Source organism: Amycolatopsis roodepoortensis, from assembly GCF_024628825.1.
Taxonomy (GTDB): domain Bacteria; phylum Actinomycetota; class Actinomycetes; order Mycobacteriales; family Pseudonocardiaceae; genus Amycolatopsis; species Amycolatopsis roodepoortensis.
The window spans coordinates 8,453,564-8,468,358 of record NZ_CP102415.1 but is presented as its reverse complement, the minus strand read 5'-3'; the positions used below and the strand labels follow the sequence as shown (position 1 = coordinate 8,468,358).

Below are 14,795 nucleotides of genomic sequence, written 5' to 3'. Positions count from 1 at the left end.
GATCCGGCTTCGGGACCCACCCTCACCAGGCCGGGAGGCCGGACGGTTAGGCTCTTCGGTGGCGAAAACCGCCATGCACCACGACGCCGGGAGATCTGAACCGCCATGCTGGACCGAGCAGTCATCGACGCCCTCTTCCCCGCCGACCTGCCCGAGCCCGAGCACTGGGAACAGCGTTACCCCGCCCGCGAGCTCCCCGAGGGCGCCCTGGTCACCCGCTTCGGCCCCTCGCCGACCGGGTTCGTCCACATCGGCGGCGTCTACGTCGCCACCATCGACCAGGACGTCGCCCGGCGCAGCGGCGGCCGCTACCTCGTCCGGGTCGAGGACACCGACCGGTCCCGCGAGGTCGAAGGCGCCATCGAGCAGTTCGAACGCGGTTTCGCCTACTTCGACCTCGCCGCCGACGAGGACATCCACCGCGGCGGCGACTACGGCCCGTACCAGCAGTCCGAGCGCGAGCAGATCTACCTGACCTACGTCCGTCATCTGCTCCGTAGCGGCCGCGCGTACCTCGACTTCGCCACCAAGGACGAACTGGCGGCGATCACCGCCCGGCAGCAGGCGACGAAGCTGCCGACCGGCTACTACGGCTCGTGGGCCATCTGGCGCGACGCAGACCCCGCCGACGTCCAGGCCAAGCTCGACGCCGGAGACCCGTACGTCGTGCGGTTCCGCGCGCCCGACGACACCGGCGCCCGCGCGCGGTTCACCGACGCCATCCGCGGCCCGCTGGAGGCCGAGGCCAACCGCAACGACGTCGTCATCCTCAAGAGCTCCGACCAGAGCCCCCGGCTGCCGACCTACCACTTCGCGCACGCCGTCGACGACCACCTCATGCGCGTCAACCTGGTCATCCGCGGCGACGAGTGGATCTCGTCGGTGCCGGTGCACCAGCAGCTGTTCGACGCGCTCGGCTTCGAGCCGATCACGTACGCGCACATCGCGCCGCTGATGAAGCAGGAGGGCGGCAGCAAGCGCAAGCTGTCGAAGCGCAAGGACCCGGAAGCCAGCGTCGACTTCTACATCGAGTCCGGCTACCCCACCAAGGCCGTCCTCTACTACCTGCGCGGCCTCGCCAACGGACGGCTCGCCGAGATGCCGCTCGACCAGGCGCTGGCCGAGCCGATCAAGCTCGAGGAATGCGGCGTCGCCGGCCCGCTGGTCGACCTGGTCAAACTCGACGACATCTCGGCCGACCACATCGCCACGCTGACCGGCGCCGAGATCCTCGAAGAGGTCCGGGGCTGGGCGGAGCGGTTCGACCCGGAGCTGCGGACCGTCCTCGACGCCGAGCCGGAGCTCGCGCTCCGCGCGCTCGCCGTCGAGCGCGACGGCGCCGAGAACCCGCGCAAGGACCTGAAGAAGTGGAGCGAGTTCCGCGCCGTCTACGGCTTCTTCTTCCCGCAGCTGCACGCCGCCGTGGCGAGCGCCGACGACGAGCGGATCGCCGCCCTCGGTGTCGACTCCGAGGTCGTCCGGGCCGTGGCGCGGGACTTCGTCGAGAACTACCAGCAGCTCGACGACGGCCAGGAATGGTTCCAGCAGATCCGCGAGGTCGCGGCGAAGCACGGCTTCGCGAAGAACGCCAAGGAGTTCAAGAAGAACCCGGAAGGCTTCCCTGGCTCCATTCGCGAGGCGTCGCAGATCATCCGGATCGCGATCACGGGCTCGACCCGGAGCCCCGACCTGCACGCGATCACCCAGGCGCTGGGGCGCGAGGAGACACTGGGCCGGTTCTCCGGCCTCGTCGCCGAGTGACCCGGCAGTTCTCGAGCCGAAGGTCGAACGTGGCGGGGTGTCCAGGGGCCGGGGCGCGCGGCGTCGTGAGGTCACGTGACCGGATGGACGACACGCGTGACTGGGCGGACGACACGCGTGATCCGGCGGACGACACGCGTGACTGGATGGACGACACGGCCGCGGCCGGGATTCCGCCACGAGTCGTCCGTACGATCACACGTGTCGTCCATCCAGTCACGCGAAACCTGGCTGGCCCTGACCCCTCAAGGCCACCCAGCGGCCGTGCCGCGAAAGCCACTTTCGGGACATCAGGCGTCGCGAAAGTGGCTTTCGCGACATGCTTCGGCCTGGCCGCTCACGAGGCGGGCAGGAACTGGTCGTAGAAGGCCGTCTTGACCGCGACGACCGCATCCTCGGTCTCCCGGAACCGCTCCCGCGCCTCGCTCGAGTCGATCAGCTGCACGAGCCGCAAGCCGAGCTGATCGGAATGGGTGAGCGAAAGCGGCGACGCGGCGGCGAGCGGGCGGGACTTCGCGTCGTGCACATGGTGCGGGTAATAGAAGACGGACTTGTCGCCGAGCACCGGGCCGATCCGGCGCCACAGTTCGCCGTACTCGACCGAGACCAGCACCTCGCCCCAGAAACGCAGGATGGTCAGCAGTTCGACGTCGGCGTACTTCGAGTCGCCTGCCGAGGCGATCAGCTCCATGGTGGTGTCGATGCAGGCCGTCGTGGCCAGTGACCTCCGTGACCGCACCAGCGCTTCCCGCGGGACGCCCAGCGCGAGGATGTCCGCCATCAGGTCCTCGCGGTGTGAAGGCGTGCTGCCGGGCGAAGTGTTGTCCGGGTACTCCTCGCGGATGATGACGCGGGCGATCCGTTTGGACTGCTCGTCGGTGAGCAGGTCGATCGCCAGGTCGTAGGCCATGGTGAAGGCCAGTGACAGGAACCGCCGCTGCAGCAGGACGGTCTGCAGGTCCTCCAGCGAGAGCTCGGTGACGCCGCGCAGCGCCGGATGCCGCCGGAACCGCTCGATCAAACCGTCTTCGTACTCGTCGAGTTCGCGCATCACTACACCTCTTGCTCAGAAACGGATCATGTCGATGCTTCGGTTCCAGTCGGCGAGGTCCACGTCGCGGCCGATGTCCCACAACATGTCGAGCTCGCGCTGGATCTGTTCGCCGAGCACGGTGTCGTGCGTGCCCTCGATCTCGAACTGCGGCGAGTCGATCGCCAGCTGGCCGTGCAGGAACATGCTGACCAGGTAGCGCCCGTCGGCCCGGTACACCGAGACCGAGGCCTGCGAGTTGAACACCCGCACCTTCAGGTTGGCCTGACGTTTCGCCAGCCGCCTGTGCAGGCGGGCGAGGGTCTCCAGACAGTCCACGATCCCCGTGCTCACGAAGGTCTTGCCCGCGCCGTCGCTCCGGTCCAACGCCGCTTCGCGCAGCCCCACCAGCATCGAGTTCGGGTGCAGCAGCATGATGCGCACCTGGGCGCGCCGGTCGACGATCGCGGCTTCCAGTTCCTTTTCCAGTCGTTGCAGGTTGGGGATCCAGGTGTTCAGGATCGTCACCTGTTTGGCCTTCGCGATATGCGCCGCGAACTCGTCGTCCGGAAAGCGTTTGTGCACTTCGACCACGCCGCCGTAGTGCGAACGGCGTTGGCTCGCGGCGATGGTGTCGATGTCGAGGCCGGCGAGCCGGGCGCGGATGTCTTCCAGTGCGCGCAACGGGGTCAGCTCGATGAGCAGCACCACGACCACTCCGCTGACCATGATCAGCGTCAGCGTGGAGATGCCCTTCGGCGCCACTTTGTCCAGCAGGCCGAGCTGTTCCGCGATCCCGACCGCGAAGCCGACCACCGCCAACCCGCCGAGACTGAGCAATTCGAGCCAGCGACGCATTCTGCGGAGCATTCACCCTCCGGGATCCGGTGACCTTGGCTCTTATGTTCCCACAATGAGAGAGACGCCTGTGATCGGGGTCACCACCTTTCGTGTGACGCCTTTTGCTCCGCGGAATTCACGCGAAGAATCGAATCCGGCGCGGGAATCCGCAGCACGAAGGGCGCACGTCACAGGGACGGCGTGAAACGCGCGGACACCGACAGACGACTTACCCGGTACGCAAGTAGGGAAAGTTGTGGTCGATGAGCGCTGATCGCGTTGTCCAGCTGCGCTGGGAACCTCGCCGCGTGGCCGAGGACGGCGGCGCGGCGTTGTCCTACCCCGGAATCTCCGTCGTCCGGACCAGCCACGGTGAAGTCGTCGACCGCGTTTGGGTGCCGGTCGGGGATGAACCGACCTTCGCCGACGACGAGGCCTTGATCGCCGCTCTGCGCGCCGCCTGGTGCTGGACGAGGTCTGCCGCTTGACTCGCTATTCGTCGCCGGCCCGGTATTTGCGCTGGTGCTCCTCGTCCTGCTCACGCGGCGACTTTTCCGTCCAGCGCCCGTGGACCAGGTCGTTCTCGGTGTAGTCGGCACGCCGCGAGGCCCAGCCCGGCAACATGAACTTGCGTGTCCCGCCCCGGCCCCGGTCGCGCAGGTCGGTGACGACGGCGACGCCGATCACCAGCACGAGAATTCCGAGGGCTATCCAGATTCCGACCATGGTCCGCTCCCCCGCAGATCAGTCAGTTTCGACCAGGGTAGCGGTGAACGACGGCCGGGCGGATCTCATTTTCACCGAACATGACGATGCCCGGTATCCGCGAGGTTCGCGGACACCGGGCACCGGGGGCGGTCAGCCCCGGGCGTTCGGGTCGATCACGTCGCCGGCCAGCCCGGTGGCGGCGTCGCCGAGGGCACCGGTGGAGTCGACGACGCCCTGACCGGCCGCGGTGGCCGAGTCGACGGCGTCCTGGCCCGCGGTGGTGGCGCTTTCGGCGAGCCCCTGGCCGGTCTCGGCCAGTCCGCCGGCGGACTGGGTGACCTGGTCGGCGGCGCCGGAAAGGTCGACGCCGGTCAGTTCGCTGACCTTGTCGCCCGCGCCGCCCAGCAACTCGGCGGCCTTTTCCTTCAGCGAGTCGAACAGGCTCATCTGGGGTACTCCTCAAAATCGGTCGTGCGCAGGCGGCTGAACGTTCACCGTACAGGACAAAACGGGCACGGTGCGCGACCATCACCGCTCCGGACAGGTGAATACCGAGGAGTGCTCAGAGACAGGGCGGCCGGTAGCGGTCGATCGAGAGGCCGCGGAAATCGAGCCGGTTCGGCGTTTTGCCGACGAAGACCAGGCCGCGAGCCTCGGTCAGCGCCGAGGCGAAGGAGTACCCGGGCGTCCCCAGCTCGGGTAGCGTCGTCCAGGCCTCCGCCTTGAAGCTGAAGAACTTCTTCACGAGCTTCCCGCCGGTCGACGGCACCTTCGTGAGCCACTTGTCGCCGCCGCTCCACTTCGAGGCCGGGCGCAGCTGGACGTAGAGGTCGTCGGTCGCGCTGTAGGTCATCCAGAAACCGGCGGATTTCGAAAGATCGGCCTGTGCTTCGAACCGATTCCCCAGCCAGACGACGACCACGTGCCATTCGGCGTTGAGGAAGTCCACCTTGGCCGCGTAACCCCCGCGTTCGCGGACGAGCAGGCTACCGGTCGGCGGCACCGTGGTGCCCTCTCCGGAGGCGAGCCACTGCTGCAACCGGTCGATCGACGGGGTGGCGCATTCACAGCCGTGCCGGCCGGACGCGTTCGCGACGGCACCGGGGCCGATCAGCGAGGCCAGGAACATCGACGCGATCACCGCGAGCGTACGACCGAAAGGAACCCTGGATCCTTTGCGCATCCCCGGAAGTTAGCACAGCGGGCGCCGATGCCCCGCTCAGCGGGAATAGTCCTTTGTGGACAGACTGGCGAGCTCGGCGGCGAACAGCACGGCGGGGTCGAACCCCATCCCGGCGAAATGCCCGGCCAGCTCCAGAGACAGGACGCCGTGGATCCGGGTCCAGAACGTCACGGCGCGACGGAGGATCGCGGAGGACACCGGCAGTCCGCCCGCCCATTCGCGATGCTCCCCGACGTGACCGTCGAACGCCGTCACCCGCCCGTCGCCGGGGGCGTCCGCGTGCCCCCTGAGCAGTGCGGCCATGATCCCGTTCGAGATCTCCGTGGTGTCACCGGGCGCGCGATAGCCGGGAATCGGCGTCCCGTAGACGAACAGGTATCGCTGCGGATCCGCCAGCGCCCAATCCCTGATCGCGTAGGCGACTTCGGCCACGCCGCCGGAACCGGCCGCCGCCCGGACGACGTCGGCGAGGCTTCGATAGGCGTCCCGGACGAGGTCCGTGATCAGGTCGTCGCGACTGGGAAAGTACCGGTACAGCGCGGGACCGCTCATGCCGACATGTTTGGCGATCGCGTTGAGGGACAGCGCGGAGACACCCGTCGTGCCCAGCTGCTCCCACGCGTACCGCTTGATCTCGGCGCGCACCTGGGCCCGGTACCGCTCACGCGACGTCCTCACGGCGACTCCCTCCAGGCTTCAGTTAGAAGTTATCACTTTTCCTATTGACACTCACGGTCGCATGGTTATAACTTCTAACTATCGCAATCAGCACTAACAAGGAGCTCGCATGACCCTCCGCCGCACCGCCGCCCTCGCGCTTCCCCTGGCCCTCGGCCTGCTCGGTGGCGCCGTGACACCCGCGCAGGCCGCCACCACTTCCCCCGCCCCGCTTTCGTGCCAGGGCAAGACCATCGACACGAAGGCCCCGATCCACTACCGGACCGAGACCTTGATCAACGCTCCCCTGAGCAAGATCTGGCGGCTTCAGACCGACGTCGAACGCTGGCCGTCCTGGCAGGAGCCGGTGCTGAGCAACGAACGCCTCGACCGGGGCCCGCTCCGCAAGAACTCGCGGTTCCGCTGGACCACGCCCGCGCCGCCGACGGCCACGACCCCCGTCCACCAGATCCAGCGCGGCGAATGCCTCCGCTGGAGCGGACCCGCGGTCGGCGAGGGCCTCAGCATCGACAACGGCGTCCACGTCTGGACCTTCACCGAGGTCAAGGGCGGCGTGCTCGTCCGCACCGAGGAGAACTGGGCGGGCGCCCAGGTGGAGGCCGACGTGCCCACCGCGACCAAATTCCTCGGCTGGGGCCTCGAAGCCTGGCTGAAGGATCTCAAGACCACCGCCGAATCCCACTGCTGACCGCATTCCGAACCCCGGAGGAACCGATGTCCACCCCGACGCTCGACCGCGAAACCACCGTCCGCCGCTTCCCGCGTTCCGTCCTCGTCTCGGCCTGGGCCGTGCCGGTCATGATCATCGGCCAGTTCGCGATGCTCGCCGTCGTCCCGGTCGCCCTGGTCCTGATCGGCACCCTGCGCGACGCCCGGTTCAAGGCGCTCCGCTGGGGCGCGATCGCCCTCACCGCGGCCTACGCCACCCCACTGGCACTGTGGGCCATCGGCCCAGAACGCGCACAGAGCCTGTCCAAGGACATGCATCCCGTCTTCGCCGCGATCATCATCGCCGTGGGAGTGACGTTCGCCGTGGCCTGCCACGTCGTGCCCCGGCAGTCCCGCATTCAGAGGACTAATCGCGGGCACTGAAGGAAGGGAGCACGCCGAAGGAAGCCTTCCGCGAAGCCCGGCGTAACGTCGCGAGCACGGCGGGCCCCAGCGCCAGGATCGCCACCGTGTTCGTGATCGCGCGGCCCGTGTCCCAGCCCGCCGTCGAGGTCAGCACGGTGAACACGGCGAACCGGTGCAGGTTCTCCAGCAGCGGGGCGCCGGGCACGTAGGAGATGTGCCCGTCGTGGTACGGCACTTCGGCGTCGGTGATGAACGGCCAGAACCACAGGTTCATCAGTAATCCGAAGACGTACGCGACGAGGATCCCGTACCCCACCAGCATCGCGATCTCGGCTTTGCCGGTGACCCGGCGCGGCAGCAGTCCGGCGCCCATCCCGATCCACGCCGAGCACATCATCTGGAACGGCAGCCACGGTCCCACTCCGGCGGTCAGCAGCGCCGAAGCGAACATCGACGTGCAGCCGAGCACGAAACCGAAGCCGGGGCCGAACACCCGGCCTGCCAGCACCAGCAGGAAGAACACGGTCTCGATCCCCGCGGTCCCCGCGCCGAGCGGCCGCAGGGCGGCGTTCACCGCGGAAAGCACGCCGAGCATCGCGAGGGCCTTGGAGTCCATGCCCCCTTCGGACATCTCGGCCAGCACGATGACGATCAGGATCGGCAGGATCCCGATGAACACGAACGGCGCGTCCTGGCCGTGCTGCATCGACTGCGGCTCGACGCGGACCAGCAGCGGCCAGACGAACATCATCAGCCCCGCGAGCGACGCGAGGCCGAGCACGGTCGCCGAACGGGGGCCGAGCCGGACCGCCGGGGCCGTCGTGGTCACGGGACCTCCAGCGGGAGCGCCGATCGGACCTCTTCGACGGTCAGCCAAGGCTCGCCGAGGATCTTAGCGACCTGGGTGGCGAACGCCGGGGAACCGCCGAGCACCTCACCGGTCGGGCCGTCGGAGACGACCTCCCCCTCCGCCATCACGATCACCCGGTGCGCGATCGTCGCGACGAACTCGACGTCGTGGGTGGCCACGACGATCGCCTTGCCCTCGGCCGTCAGCGAAGCGATCATCCGCGCCAGCGCCGCCTTCGCGGTGTAGGCGAGGCCGCGCGTCGGTTCGTCCAGGAGCATGATCCGCGGGGCGGCCGACAGCTGCACGGCGAGCACCAGCGCGAGACGCTGTCCCTCGGACAGGTCACGCGGATGCGACGCGGGATCGATCCCCGGAGCGAGCCGGTCGAGCAGGTCCCGGCAATGCCCCGGCTCCGCACCGGATTCCGCGTCGGCGGCTTCGCATTCGGCGGCGACGGTCTGGAGGTACAGCAGGTCGCTCGCGGTCTGCGGCACCATGCCGACGAGCGCCCTCGCCGCGGCGCTGCTCAGCGTCTTCGGGTCCTTGCCATCGACGGTGACCTTGCCGCCCTGCCGGGGCCCGGAGCCCTGCACCGCCCACAGCAGCGACGACTTGCCGGAGCCGTTACGCCCCATCATCGCCAGTACCTCGCCGGCTCGCAGGGACAGATCGACCTCCCGCACGGCGACCTTCGGCCCGTACCGCACGACCACCCCGGTCGCGGCAAGCAGCTCTTCGCCGACGGTGACGCTTCGCGCGGCGGGCGTCCCGAGGGTCAGCGACGAAGCGCGCCGCCGGGCGTCACGCACCGACATCGGCAGCGGATCCCAGCCCGCCAACCGTCCCAAGTGGACGATCGGGGGTGCGATGGGCATGTCCTTCAACACTTCCGGCGGTGTCCCATCGATCACTCCGCCGGTGCCGGGGACGTGGATCATCCGGTCCGCGAACGGGATCACGCGTTCCATCCGGTGCTCGGCCATCAGCACCGTCGTGCCGAGGTCCTCCACCAGCCTGGCCAGCGTCGCGAGCACCTCCTCGGCCGCGGTCGGGTCCAGCGCCGACGTCGGTTCGTCCAGCACCAGCACCTTGGGGTGGGTGGTCAGCACCGAACCGATCGCCACCCGCTGCTGCTGCCCGCCGGACAGCGTCCGCAGCGCGCGCCTGCGCAGCTCCGCGATGCCGAGGAGGTCGAGGGTCTCCTCCACCCGGCGCCGCATCACCTGCGGGCCGAGGCCGAGCTGCTCCATGCCGTACGCGAGCTCGTCCTCGACCGTGTCGGTGACGAAACCCGCGAGCGGGTCCTGCCCGACGACGCCGACCAGATGCGCGAATTCGCGCGGCGGCCGGGACCGCGTCGTCACGCCGTCGACGGACACCGTGCCCTCGAGGTGTCCGCCGGTGAAATGCGGGACGAGACCGTTGATCGTGCCGAGCAGCGTCGACTTGCCCGCGCCCGTCCGGCCCGCGAACAGCACGAGTTCGCCTTCACCGATGGACAGCGTCACGTCGGACAGCACCGGTTCGGTGCGGCCGTGGTAGGTGAAGGAAACGTGGTCGAGTTCGATCATGCGCGGACTTCTTCTTCTAGTGCGGCGTAAGGAGGTTCGGGGGCCGGGGTCAGGAACGCGGGCAGCACGCCCACCAGTACCCCGAACAACGGCGCCCACGACAGCGACGGCCAGGACAGGTCGATCAGGGAGGGGTTCATGTTCATCGGGTTCACGCTGGAGGTCACGAACAGGGTCACCGCGACCCCGATCCCGCTGACGGCGACGACGATTTCCGGCAGGTGCCAGCGATCGGGCCGGTACCGCGTGCGCCGGACCCGTTTGCCCGCCGACCGGAAGCCGGCCAGCCCGATCACGACTCCCGCCGAAAGCACAGGCGCGGCGAGGTAGCGGGGCGTCGAACCGTCCAAAGTGGCGTAAACGCCGACGCAGACACCGAGCAGGCCGACGATCATCAGCGTTCCCGTGATCAGTCTGGTCCGCGCCTCGGCCGGCCCCGCCCGGCCGTAGCCGCGCGAGTCCATCGACGCGGCCAGCTGCAACGATCGCGAAAGCGCGTCCTCCAGTACCGGGATGAGGACGGTGTGCAGGGCCTTCATCTTCTTCTTCCCCGAACCGCCGCGCAGTTTGCGGGCCCGCCGGACCCGCAGCACGCTTTCGGCCAGCTGCGGGAACACCGACAGCGCGACGATCACCGCCGTGCCCACCTCGTACAACGCCGGCGGCATCGCCTTGAGCAGCCGTTTCGGGTTCGCGAGCGCGTTGGCCGCGCCGAGGCAGATCACCATCGCCGCCAGCCGCATCCCGTCGTAAAGCCCGCCCAGCAACGATTCCGCGGACACGTCGCCGAAGAGCCGGATCCCCGCCGCCCATTCCGGCAGCGGGATCTCGGGCAGCCGCAGGATGATCGTGGATCCTTCGGCACCGCCGAACACGATGCGGAAGAACACCCGGATCGCGACGATGAACGCGCCGAGGTACAGGTAGAGCCGGAACGCCAGCGCCCACGGCGCCTCACCGCGCCGGGCCACGACGACGTACCCCGCGACCGCCACGATGGTCAGCAGCAGCCACGGGTTCGTCGTGCGGGTCGCGGCGACGGCGAGCCCCAGCGCCCACACCCACCACGCGGCCGGATGCAGGTCGCGCGGCAGGAAGTAGGACGTCATCAGGCTCCTTGCGCGCGTTTGCGTCTGCGCGCCATCAGGAATCCCGCCAGGCACAACGCCAGTACCGCGGCGCCCGCCGCCCACGGCGCCCAGTCGCTGGCCCCGGACTCGCGCTCGATCGCCGCGTTGACGTCCTCGGCGTGCTCACCGCCGGTGAACGCGACGTTCCACGACGGGTCCGGTGCCTTCGGCCGCGCCGAGGCGCTCGGACGCGGTTTGGGCGGCGGCAGCGCGCCGGAATCCGTACCCGCGGCGGGGGCTTCTCCCGCGCTCGGTTCCGCACCGGCCGTTTGCCGCGGATCGTCCCCCGGCTGCGGTCGCTGCTGCCGCTCGCCGGGATCGCCGGTGGCGGGCTTGGCCTCTTCGCGCGGCACGCAAGGCCGGCCCTCGGTACCGGGCCGCACGGCGGAGACCCGCGGGACGGGGTTGCTCTTGGCGGTGGCGTTCAAGGAGAACGACCAGCCCTCGAAGCCGCCGGGGGTGAAGTCGCGGTTCTTGAGCCCCCACTGGCTGTAGTCCCACGCGCAGTTGTTCGAGGCGTGCCAGTAGGACCAGTAGGCCTGCGCGGGAGGCGTGTCGACACACGGCTCCCGGTACTCCCCGCGGCCGCTGACCGGGATGTTCTCGTCCGCGGACGGACGGTTCTCGATCCGGCAGACGAACGACTCGCCCCAGCGCTGCACCCCGGCGATCTGGAAACCGGCGCCCTTGAGCGCATCCAGCCCGGTGCCGCGGGTGGTCTGGGGATTGCAGCGGACGATGGCCGTGCCGCCGAGTTGCTGGAAGTCCACCACCACGGTGACCCCGGTGTCGTCCTTGCAGAACCCTGGGTACCCCTTGCCCTGGTCGACGGCGTGCGCGGACGGTGCCGTGGCGGCGATCAGGAAGACCGCCGCCACCACGGGAAGGACCTTCCTCACGGGATGGCCGGGTTCCTCGGCGTGACACCGGGCGGCGGGTTGGTCGTCGCCGACTTGTTCAGCGAGAACGACCAGCCCTCGAAACCGCCGGGGGTCACGGTGCGGTTGAGGGCGCCCGTGGTGCTGTAGGTCCAGGTCGTGCCGGAGCCGTCGGCGTGCCAGTAACCCCAGTACGCGCCGGGGGAAGGCGTGGTGACGCAGGCTTCCTTGTAGTTCGGGTTGGACGACAGCGGGATGGTCTCCGTAGCGGCCGGGCGGCCTTCCAGGCGGCAGACGAAAGCGAGGCCCCAGCGGGCGGTGCCGGCGACCGCGATCCCCGCGTCCTGCAACGCCTTGATACCCGTGCGGGTGGTGCCCGGCGCGGCGTTGGGCGAGCAGCGGGTGATCGTCGGCGCGGCGGCCCCGCCGTTGCCGTCCAGCTCCTGGAAGTCGACCACGACGGTGACGCCGGTGAGCGCGTCGGGGCCGGTGCAGATCCCGTTGTAGCCCTTGGTGGTGTCGACCGCGTTCGCGGGTGCGGCGGAAAGCCCGATCAGTCCGATGAGGACGGACGTGACGGCGAGCAGTCTCTTCATGGTGTTGCCCCCTTTTTCTTGGTGAAACGGCGAAGTACGAAAACCAGGGCGAGCACGGTGAGCAGCAGCAGGACGGCCAGTCCGGCGAGCCCCCAGATCAGCCATGACGGCGGGGAGCCGGACTGCTCCGCGGCCAGTACCGGTGCGGCGGACGGATTCGCCTCGGTCAGCGGCAGCCGGATCGCGGGCGAGAGCGGCGACTCGGCCGCGGTCAGCCAAGAGCGGCCCGCGACTCCTTGCGCGGCGGCCAGACTGGTCGGGAAGTCGGTCTCCCCGGCGGATCCCTTGGCCAAACCGCCGTCGGCTCGGACCAGCTTGCCCAGTGACCGCGCCGTTCCGCTCACGTCGAGGCCGGCGGCCTGCCGCGCGGCGGCGACGGCGGAGCTCAACGCGACGTCCGGTTCTCCGCCCTCTCCGGTGACGACGCCCTCGCCGGTCGGCCGGACGCCGAGCGCGCCCACCGCGGAGACGAACGCCGACACACGCCGCTCGGTCCAGCCGTCCGGGCGCCGGGACGGGGGCGCGGTGTCGGTGTGCGGGCGCGCGGCCAGCGCGGTGACCGCGGCTGCGGTCGCGGCGAGGTCGCCGGAGCCGCATTCCACGGTGTCGAGATGCTTCGGGAAGGTTCCGTCGGCGCACTGACGCGAAAGGAGCAGTTCGACCGCGGGCCCGGGATCGGCGGCGGTGGCGAGCACCGCCCAAGCATGCCGCTCGACGGTCTCGTCGGCATCGGCGAACGATCCGGTGTCGGTGAACTCACCGTCGGTGCCTCGCAGCTTCACCAGATCGGCGCGCAGTGGCCCGGCGGCATCCGACTTCGCGAACTCGGCGACGAGCACGAGTTTCGCGAGCGGTTCGGCATAGGACGCCTCGCCTTGCTCATACGGCGCGCCGTGGGCATAGGCCTGGACGGCTTCCGGCTTCAGCAGGAATTGCGACGCGCGGGCGACCGCGTCCGGCTGCTGGTCCAGCGCTCGCAGGGCCAGCACCACGTCGGCGGTGGCGTCGTAGTCGACGTAGGTCTTGCCGTCCTCGGCCACCTCCACGTGGTCACCGCCGGAGAGCCGGTTCGCCAGGTAGGCGCCGAGGCGGGCGGCCGGTGTCGCGGTGTCCGGGATGGCGATCGCCGCCGGTGGCTGGACGACGGTGGACGCTTTGGGCGTGCCCGCCTTCCTGGGTTTGGGCGGCGGCGTCACCGCGGTCGTGATGGTGGTCGTCGTGGGAGCAGGGGCGACGTTGGCCGGCGGCCGGACGTCACCCTTCGCGAGCGCGTAGAAGCCGACCTGCGCCAACCCGAGCGAAGCCTGGGCACCCGCACGGATCCAGGTGTCGAGCCCGCTGATCCCCGACGTGCGCGCGGACTCGTAGTCGGCGGGGTTGTAGGCGATCGCGCCGAGCTCGCCCGCGAGCTTGGTACCGGAGTCGGCGGCGGCGTTCGCCTGCGCGGATTTGAGGTACCGCACGCCCTTGTCCACCGCCGCGTCCGCGCCGCCGGCGTCGGCGAGCGCCTGGACGATCAGGCCGGTGCTGTTGGTGTTCGGTGCTTCGGTGCTGACGCCACCACCCCAGCCGCCACCGGCGGTCTGGTTCGCCTTGAGCCACGAGACGGTCTTGGCGATCGGCGCGTCGAGCCCGGTCGCGCCCGCCTTCCGTGCGGCCAGCAGCGCCGAGAGCCCGAGACCGGTGGCGTCGCCGTCCGACGGCGAAAGGTCGAGCGGTTTCCCCTCGTCGCAGGTCGAGATCTTGCGGCCGTCCGGCGTGACGTGGTCACCGGTCTCGTTCGTCGGGATGTCCTTGAAGAAGAGGCGGAAGTAGCCCTCGGAACACTGCTGGGTCAGCAGCTTGTCGATGGCGAGCCGTTCACTCTCCCCCGCCGCGGCTAGCCCGATGACGCCGAGCGCCTGGCCGAACGTGTTCGCGTCGTTGTTCACCGGGCCGGTGTGCTCCGGATCCTTGGAGTAGTCGCTGATCCGGCCCTTGTCGGGGCCCTTGCGCATGATCGCGGCATGGGTCTCGGCGACCAGGTCGTATCCGTCGACGTTTCGCGGGTCCCGGCCGGAAACCTGCGCGGCGACCAGCATCTTGGCCAGCGAGCCGCCGACGACGACCTTGTCGTACCCGCCCCCGGGAATCAGCCCGTCCCAGGTGAAGTAGTCGGTGGCGTGGCCTTCTTCGTCGAGGAACCTCATGATCGGCTCGGCCTTCGTGCCGTCGCCCGAGGCGTACATCGCGAAAAGGACGTCGAGCATCACGCCGTGGTCCGGCAGTGTGCCGCCGCTGGGATTCTCGAGCGTGCCGTCCGGCTTCAGCTTCGTCGCGAGCCAGCGGGAATTCGCCTTCGCGGCGCCGAGGTCGTTCGCGGCGGCGGCCGTCCCGGTGAGCAGTGCGGCGACCACGCCGACGCTGACGGCGAACGCCATCGCGGCCAGGTACCCGCGGCGCATGGCTCCTCCTTGCGGCGTGACGGAGGACGGCGCGGGACGCCGCGGTCACCCC

At 69.6% G+C, this 14,795-nt stretch carries 16 protein-coding genes; 4 read left to right on the top strand and 12 right to left on the bottom strand.

Annotated features, from left to right (window positions below):
- Positions 1-105 precede the first annotated feature (105 nt).
- Complete coding sequence (locus tag NQK81_RS40750) at positions 106-1,761, top strand: glutamate--tRNA ligase (RefSeq protein ID WP_257485750.1); 1,656 nt, start codon at positions 106-108, stop codon at positions 1,759-1,761.
- A gap of 337 nt (positions 1,762-2,098) precedes the next feature.
- Here the strand turns inward: NQK81_RS40750 and NQK81_RS40745 are convergent, their stop codons facing one another.
- Both NQK81_RS40745 and NQK81_RS40740 read right to left on the bottom strand, forming a co-directional pair.
- Positions 2,099-2,812: a hypothetical protein gene (locus NQK81_RS40745; protein WP_257485749.1), complete on the bottom strand. Its 714-nt coding sequence runs from the start codon at positions 2,810-2,812 to the stop codon at positions 2,099-2,101.
- A gap of 15 nt (positions 2,813-2,827) precedes the next feature.
- On the bottom strand, positions 2,828-3,661 hold the full coding sequence (locus tag NQK81_RS40740) for a hypothetical protein (protein WP_257485748.1): 834 nt from the start codon (positions 3,659-3,661) through the stop codon (positions 2,828-2,830).
- Between the two features lie 233 nt (positions 3,662-3,894).
- Between NQK81_RS40740 and NQK81_RS40735 the strand changes: the two genes are divergently transcribed.
- On the top strand, positions 3,895-4,119 hold the full coding sequence (locus NQK81_RS40735; RefSeq protein ID WP_257485747.1) for a hypothetical protein: 225 nt from the start codon (positions 3,895-3,897) through the stop codon (positions 4,117-4,119).
- Between the two features lie 4 nt (positions 4,120-4,123).
- On the opposite strand, the gene NQK81_RS40730 is transcribed toward NQK81_RS40735, so the two are convergent.
- The 4 genes from NQK81_RS40730 to NQK81_RS40715 form a co-directional block, all read right to left on the bottom strand.
- Complete coding sequence (locus NQK81_RS40730) at positions 4,124-4,357, bottom strand: hypothetical protein (RefSeq protein WP_257485746.1); 234 nt, start codon at positions 4,355-4,357, stop codon at positions 4,124-4,126.
- A 132-nt stretch (positions 4,358-4,489) separates the two neighbouring features.
- Positions 4,490-4,786, bottom strand: coding sequence for a hypothetical protein (locus NQK81_RS40725; RefSeq protein WP_257485745.1), 297 nt, complete (start codon positions 4,784-4,786; stop codon positions 4,490-4,492).
- Positions 4,787-4,901: 115 nt separating this feature from the next.
- On the bottom strand, positions 4,902-5,480 hold the full coding sequence (locus NQK81_RS40720) for a hypothetical protein (protein ID WP_257489942.1): 579 nt from the start codon (positions 5,478-5,480) through the stop codon (positions 4,902-4,904).
- A gap of 78 nt (positions 5,481-5,558) precedes the next feature.
- A complete protein-coding gene (locus NQK81_RS40715; RefSeq protein WP_257485744.1) occupies positions 5,559-6,200 on the bottom strand; it encodes a TetR/AcrR family transcriptional regulator in 642 nt (213 codons plus the stop codon).
- A 109-nt stretch (positions 6,201-6,309) separates the two neighbouring features.
- Between NQK81_RS40715 and NQK81_RS40710 the strand changes: the two genes are divergently transcribed.
- On the top strand, positions 6,310-6,888 hold the full coding sequence (locus NQK81_RS40710; RefSeq protein ID WP_257485743.1) for an SRPBCC family protein: 579 nt from the start codon (positions 6,310-6,312) through the stop codon (positions 6,886-6,888).
- A gap of 26 nt (positions 6,889-6,914) precedes the next feature.
- Positions 6,915-7,292: a hypothetical protein gene (locus tag NQK81_RS40705; RefSeq protein ID WP_257485742.1), complete on the top strand. Its 378-nt coding sequence runs from the start codon at positions 6,915-6,917 to the stop codon at positions 7,290-7,292.
- On the opposite strand, the gene NQK81_RS40700 is transcribed toward NQK81_RS40705, so the two are convergent.
- The 6 genes from NQK81_RS40700 to NQK81_RS40675 are packed head-to-tail and all read right to left on the bottom strand — an operon-like array spanning position 7,276 to position 14,743.
- The gene (locus tag NQK81_RS40700) at positions 7,276-8,103 is read right to left on the bottom strand and encodes an ECF transporter S component (protein ID WP_257485741.1); all 828 of its coding nucleotides are present in this window, start codon (positions 8,101-8,103) and stop codon (positions 7,276-7,278) included. The genes NQK81_RS40705 and NQK81_RS40700 overlap by 17 nt on opposite strands.
- Entirely contained in the window at positions 8,100-9,695 is a 1,596-nt protein-coding gene (locus NQK81_RS40695) for an ABC transporter ATP-binding protein (protein WP_257485740.1), read from the bottom strand. The genes NQK81_RS40700 and NQK81_RS40695 overlap by 4 nt, the downstream gene beginning before the upstream one ends.
- The gene (locus NQK81_RS40690; protein WP_257485739.1) at positions 9,692-10,804 is read right to left on the bottom strand and encodes an energy-coupling factor transporter transmembrane component T; all 1,113 of its coding nucleotides are present in this window, start codon (positions 10,802-10,804) and stop codon (positions 9,692-9,694) included. The genes NQK81_RS40695 and NQK81_RS40690 overlap by 4 nt, the downstream gene beginning before the upstream one ends.
- On the bottom strand, positions 10,804-11,724 hold the full coding sequence (locus NQK81_RS40685; protein ID WP_257485738.1) for a flagellar biosynthesis protein FlhF: 921 nt from the start codon (positions 11,722-11,724) through the stop codon (positions 10,804-10,806). The genes NQK81_RS40690 and NQK81_RS40685 overlap by 1 nt, the downstream gene beginning before the upstream one ends.
- Positions 11,721-12,299: an SCO2322-related protein gene (locus NQK81_RS40680; protein WP_257485737.1), complete on the bottom strand. Its 579-nt coding sequence runs from the start codon at positions 12,297-12,299 to the stop codon at positions 11,721-11,723. Before NQK81_RS40680 ends, NQK81_RS40685 begins: the two co-directional genes overlap by 4 nt.
- A complete protein-coding gene (locus tag NQK81_RS40675) occupies positions 12,296-14,743 on the bottom strand; it encodes a hypothetical protein (protein WP_257485736.1) in 2,448 nt (815 codons plus the stop codon). Before NQK81_RS40675 ends, NQK81_RS40680 begins: the two co-directional genes overlap by 4 nt.
- Between the last annotated feature and the right edge of the window lie 52 nt (positions 14,744-14,795).

Excerpts from the sequence above, each read along its gene's own strand:
- NQK81_RS40750 (WP_257485750.1), top strand. The coding sequence starts at position 106 with ATGCTGGACCGAGCAGTCATCGACGCCCTCTTCCCCGCCGACCTGCCC.
- NQK81_RS40745 (WP_257485749.1), bottom strand. The coding sequence starts at position 2,812 with ATGCGCGAACTCGACGAGTACGAAGACGGTTTGATCGAGCGGTTCCGG.
- NQK81_RS40740 (WP_257485748.1), bottom strand. The coding sequence starts at position 3,661 with ATGCTCCGCAGAATGCGTCGCTGGCTCGAATTGCTCAGTCTCGGCGGG.
- NQK81_RS40735 (WP_257485747.1), top strand. The coding sequence starts at position 3,895 with ATGAGCGCTGATCGCGTTGTCCAGCTGCGCTGGGAACCTCGCCGCGTG.
- NQK81_RS40730 (WP_257485746.1), bottom strand. The coding sequence starts at position 4,357 with ATGGTCGGAATCTGGATAGCCCTCGGAATTCTCGTGCTGGTGATCGGC.
- NQK81_RS40725 (WP_257485745.1), bottom strand. The coding sequence starts at position 4,786 with ATGAGCCTGTTCGACTCGCTGAAGGAAAAGGCCGCCGAGTTGCTGGGC.
- NQK81_RS40710 (WP_257485743.1), top strand. The coding sequence starts at position 6,310 with ATGACCCTCCGCCGCACCGCCGCCCTCGCGCTTCCCCTGGCCCTCGGC.
- NQK81_RS40705 (WP_257485742.1), top strand. The coding sequence starts at position 6,915 with ATGTCCACCCCGACGCTCGACCGCGAAACCACCGTCCGCCGCTTCCCG.
- NQK81_RS40695 (WP_257485740.1), bottom strand. The coding sequence starts at position 9,695 with ATGATCGAACTCGACCACGTTTCCTTCACCTACCACGGCCGCACCGAA.
- NQK81_RS40690 (WP_257485739.1), bottom strand. The coding sequence starts at position 10,804 with ATGACGTCCTACTTCCTGCCGCGCGACCTGCATCCGGCCGCGTGGTGG.
- NQK81_RS40680 (WP_257485737.1), bottom strand. The coding sequence starts at position 12,299 with ATGAAGAGACTGCTCGCCGTCACGTCCGTCCTCATCGGACTGATCGGG.
- NQK81_RS40675 (WP_257485736.1), bottom strand. The coding sequence starts at position 14,743 with ATGCGCCGCGGGTACCTGGCCGCGATGGCGTTCGCCGTCAGCGTCGGC.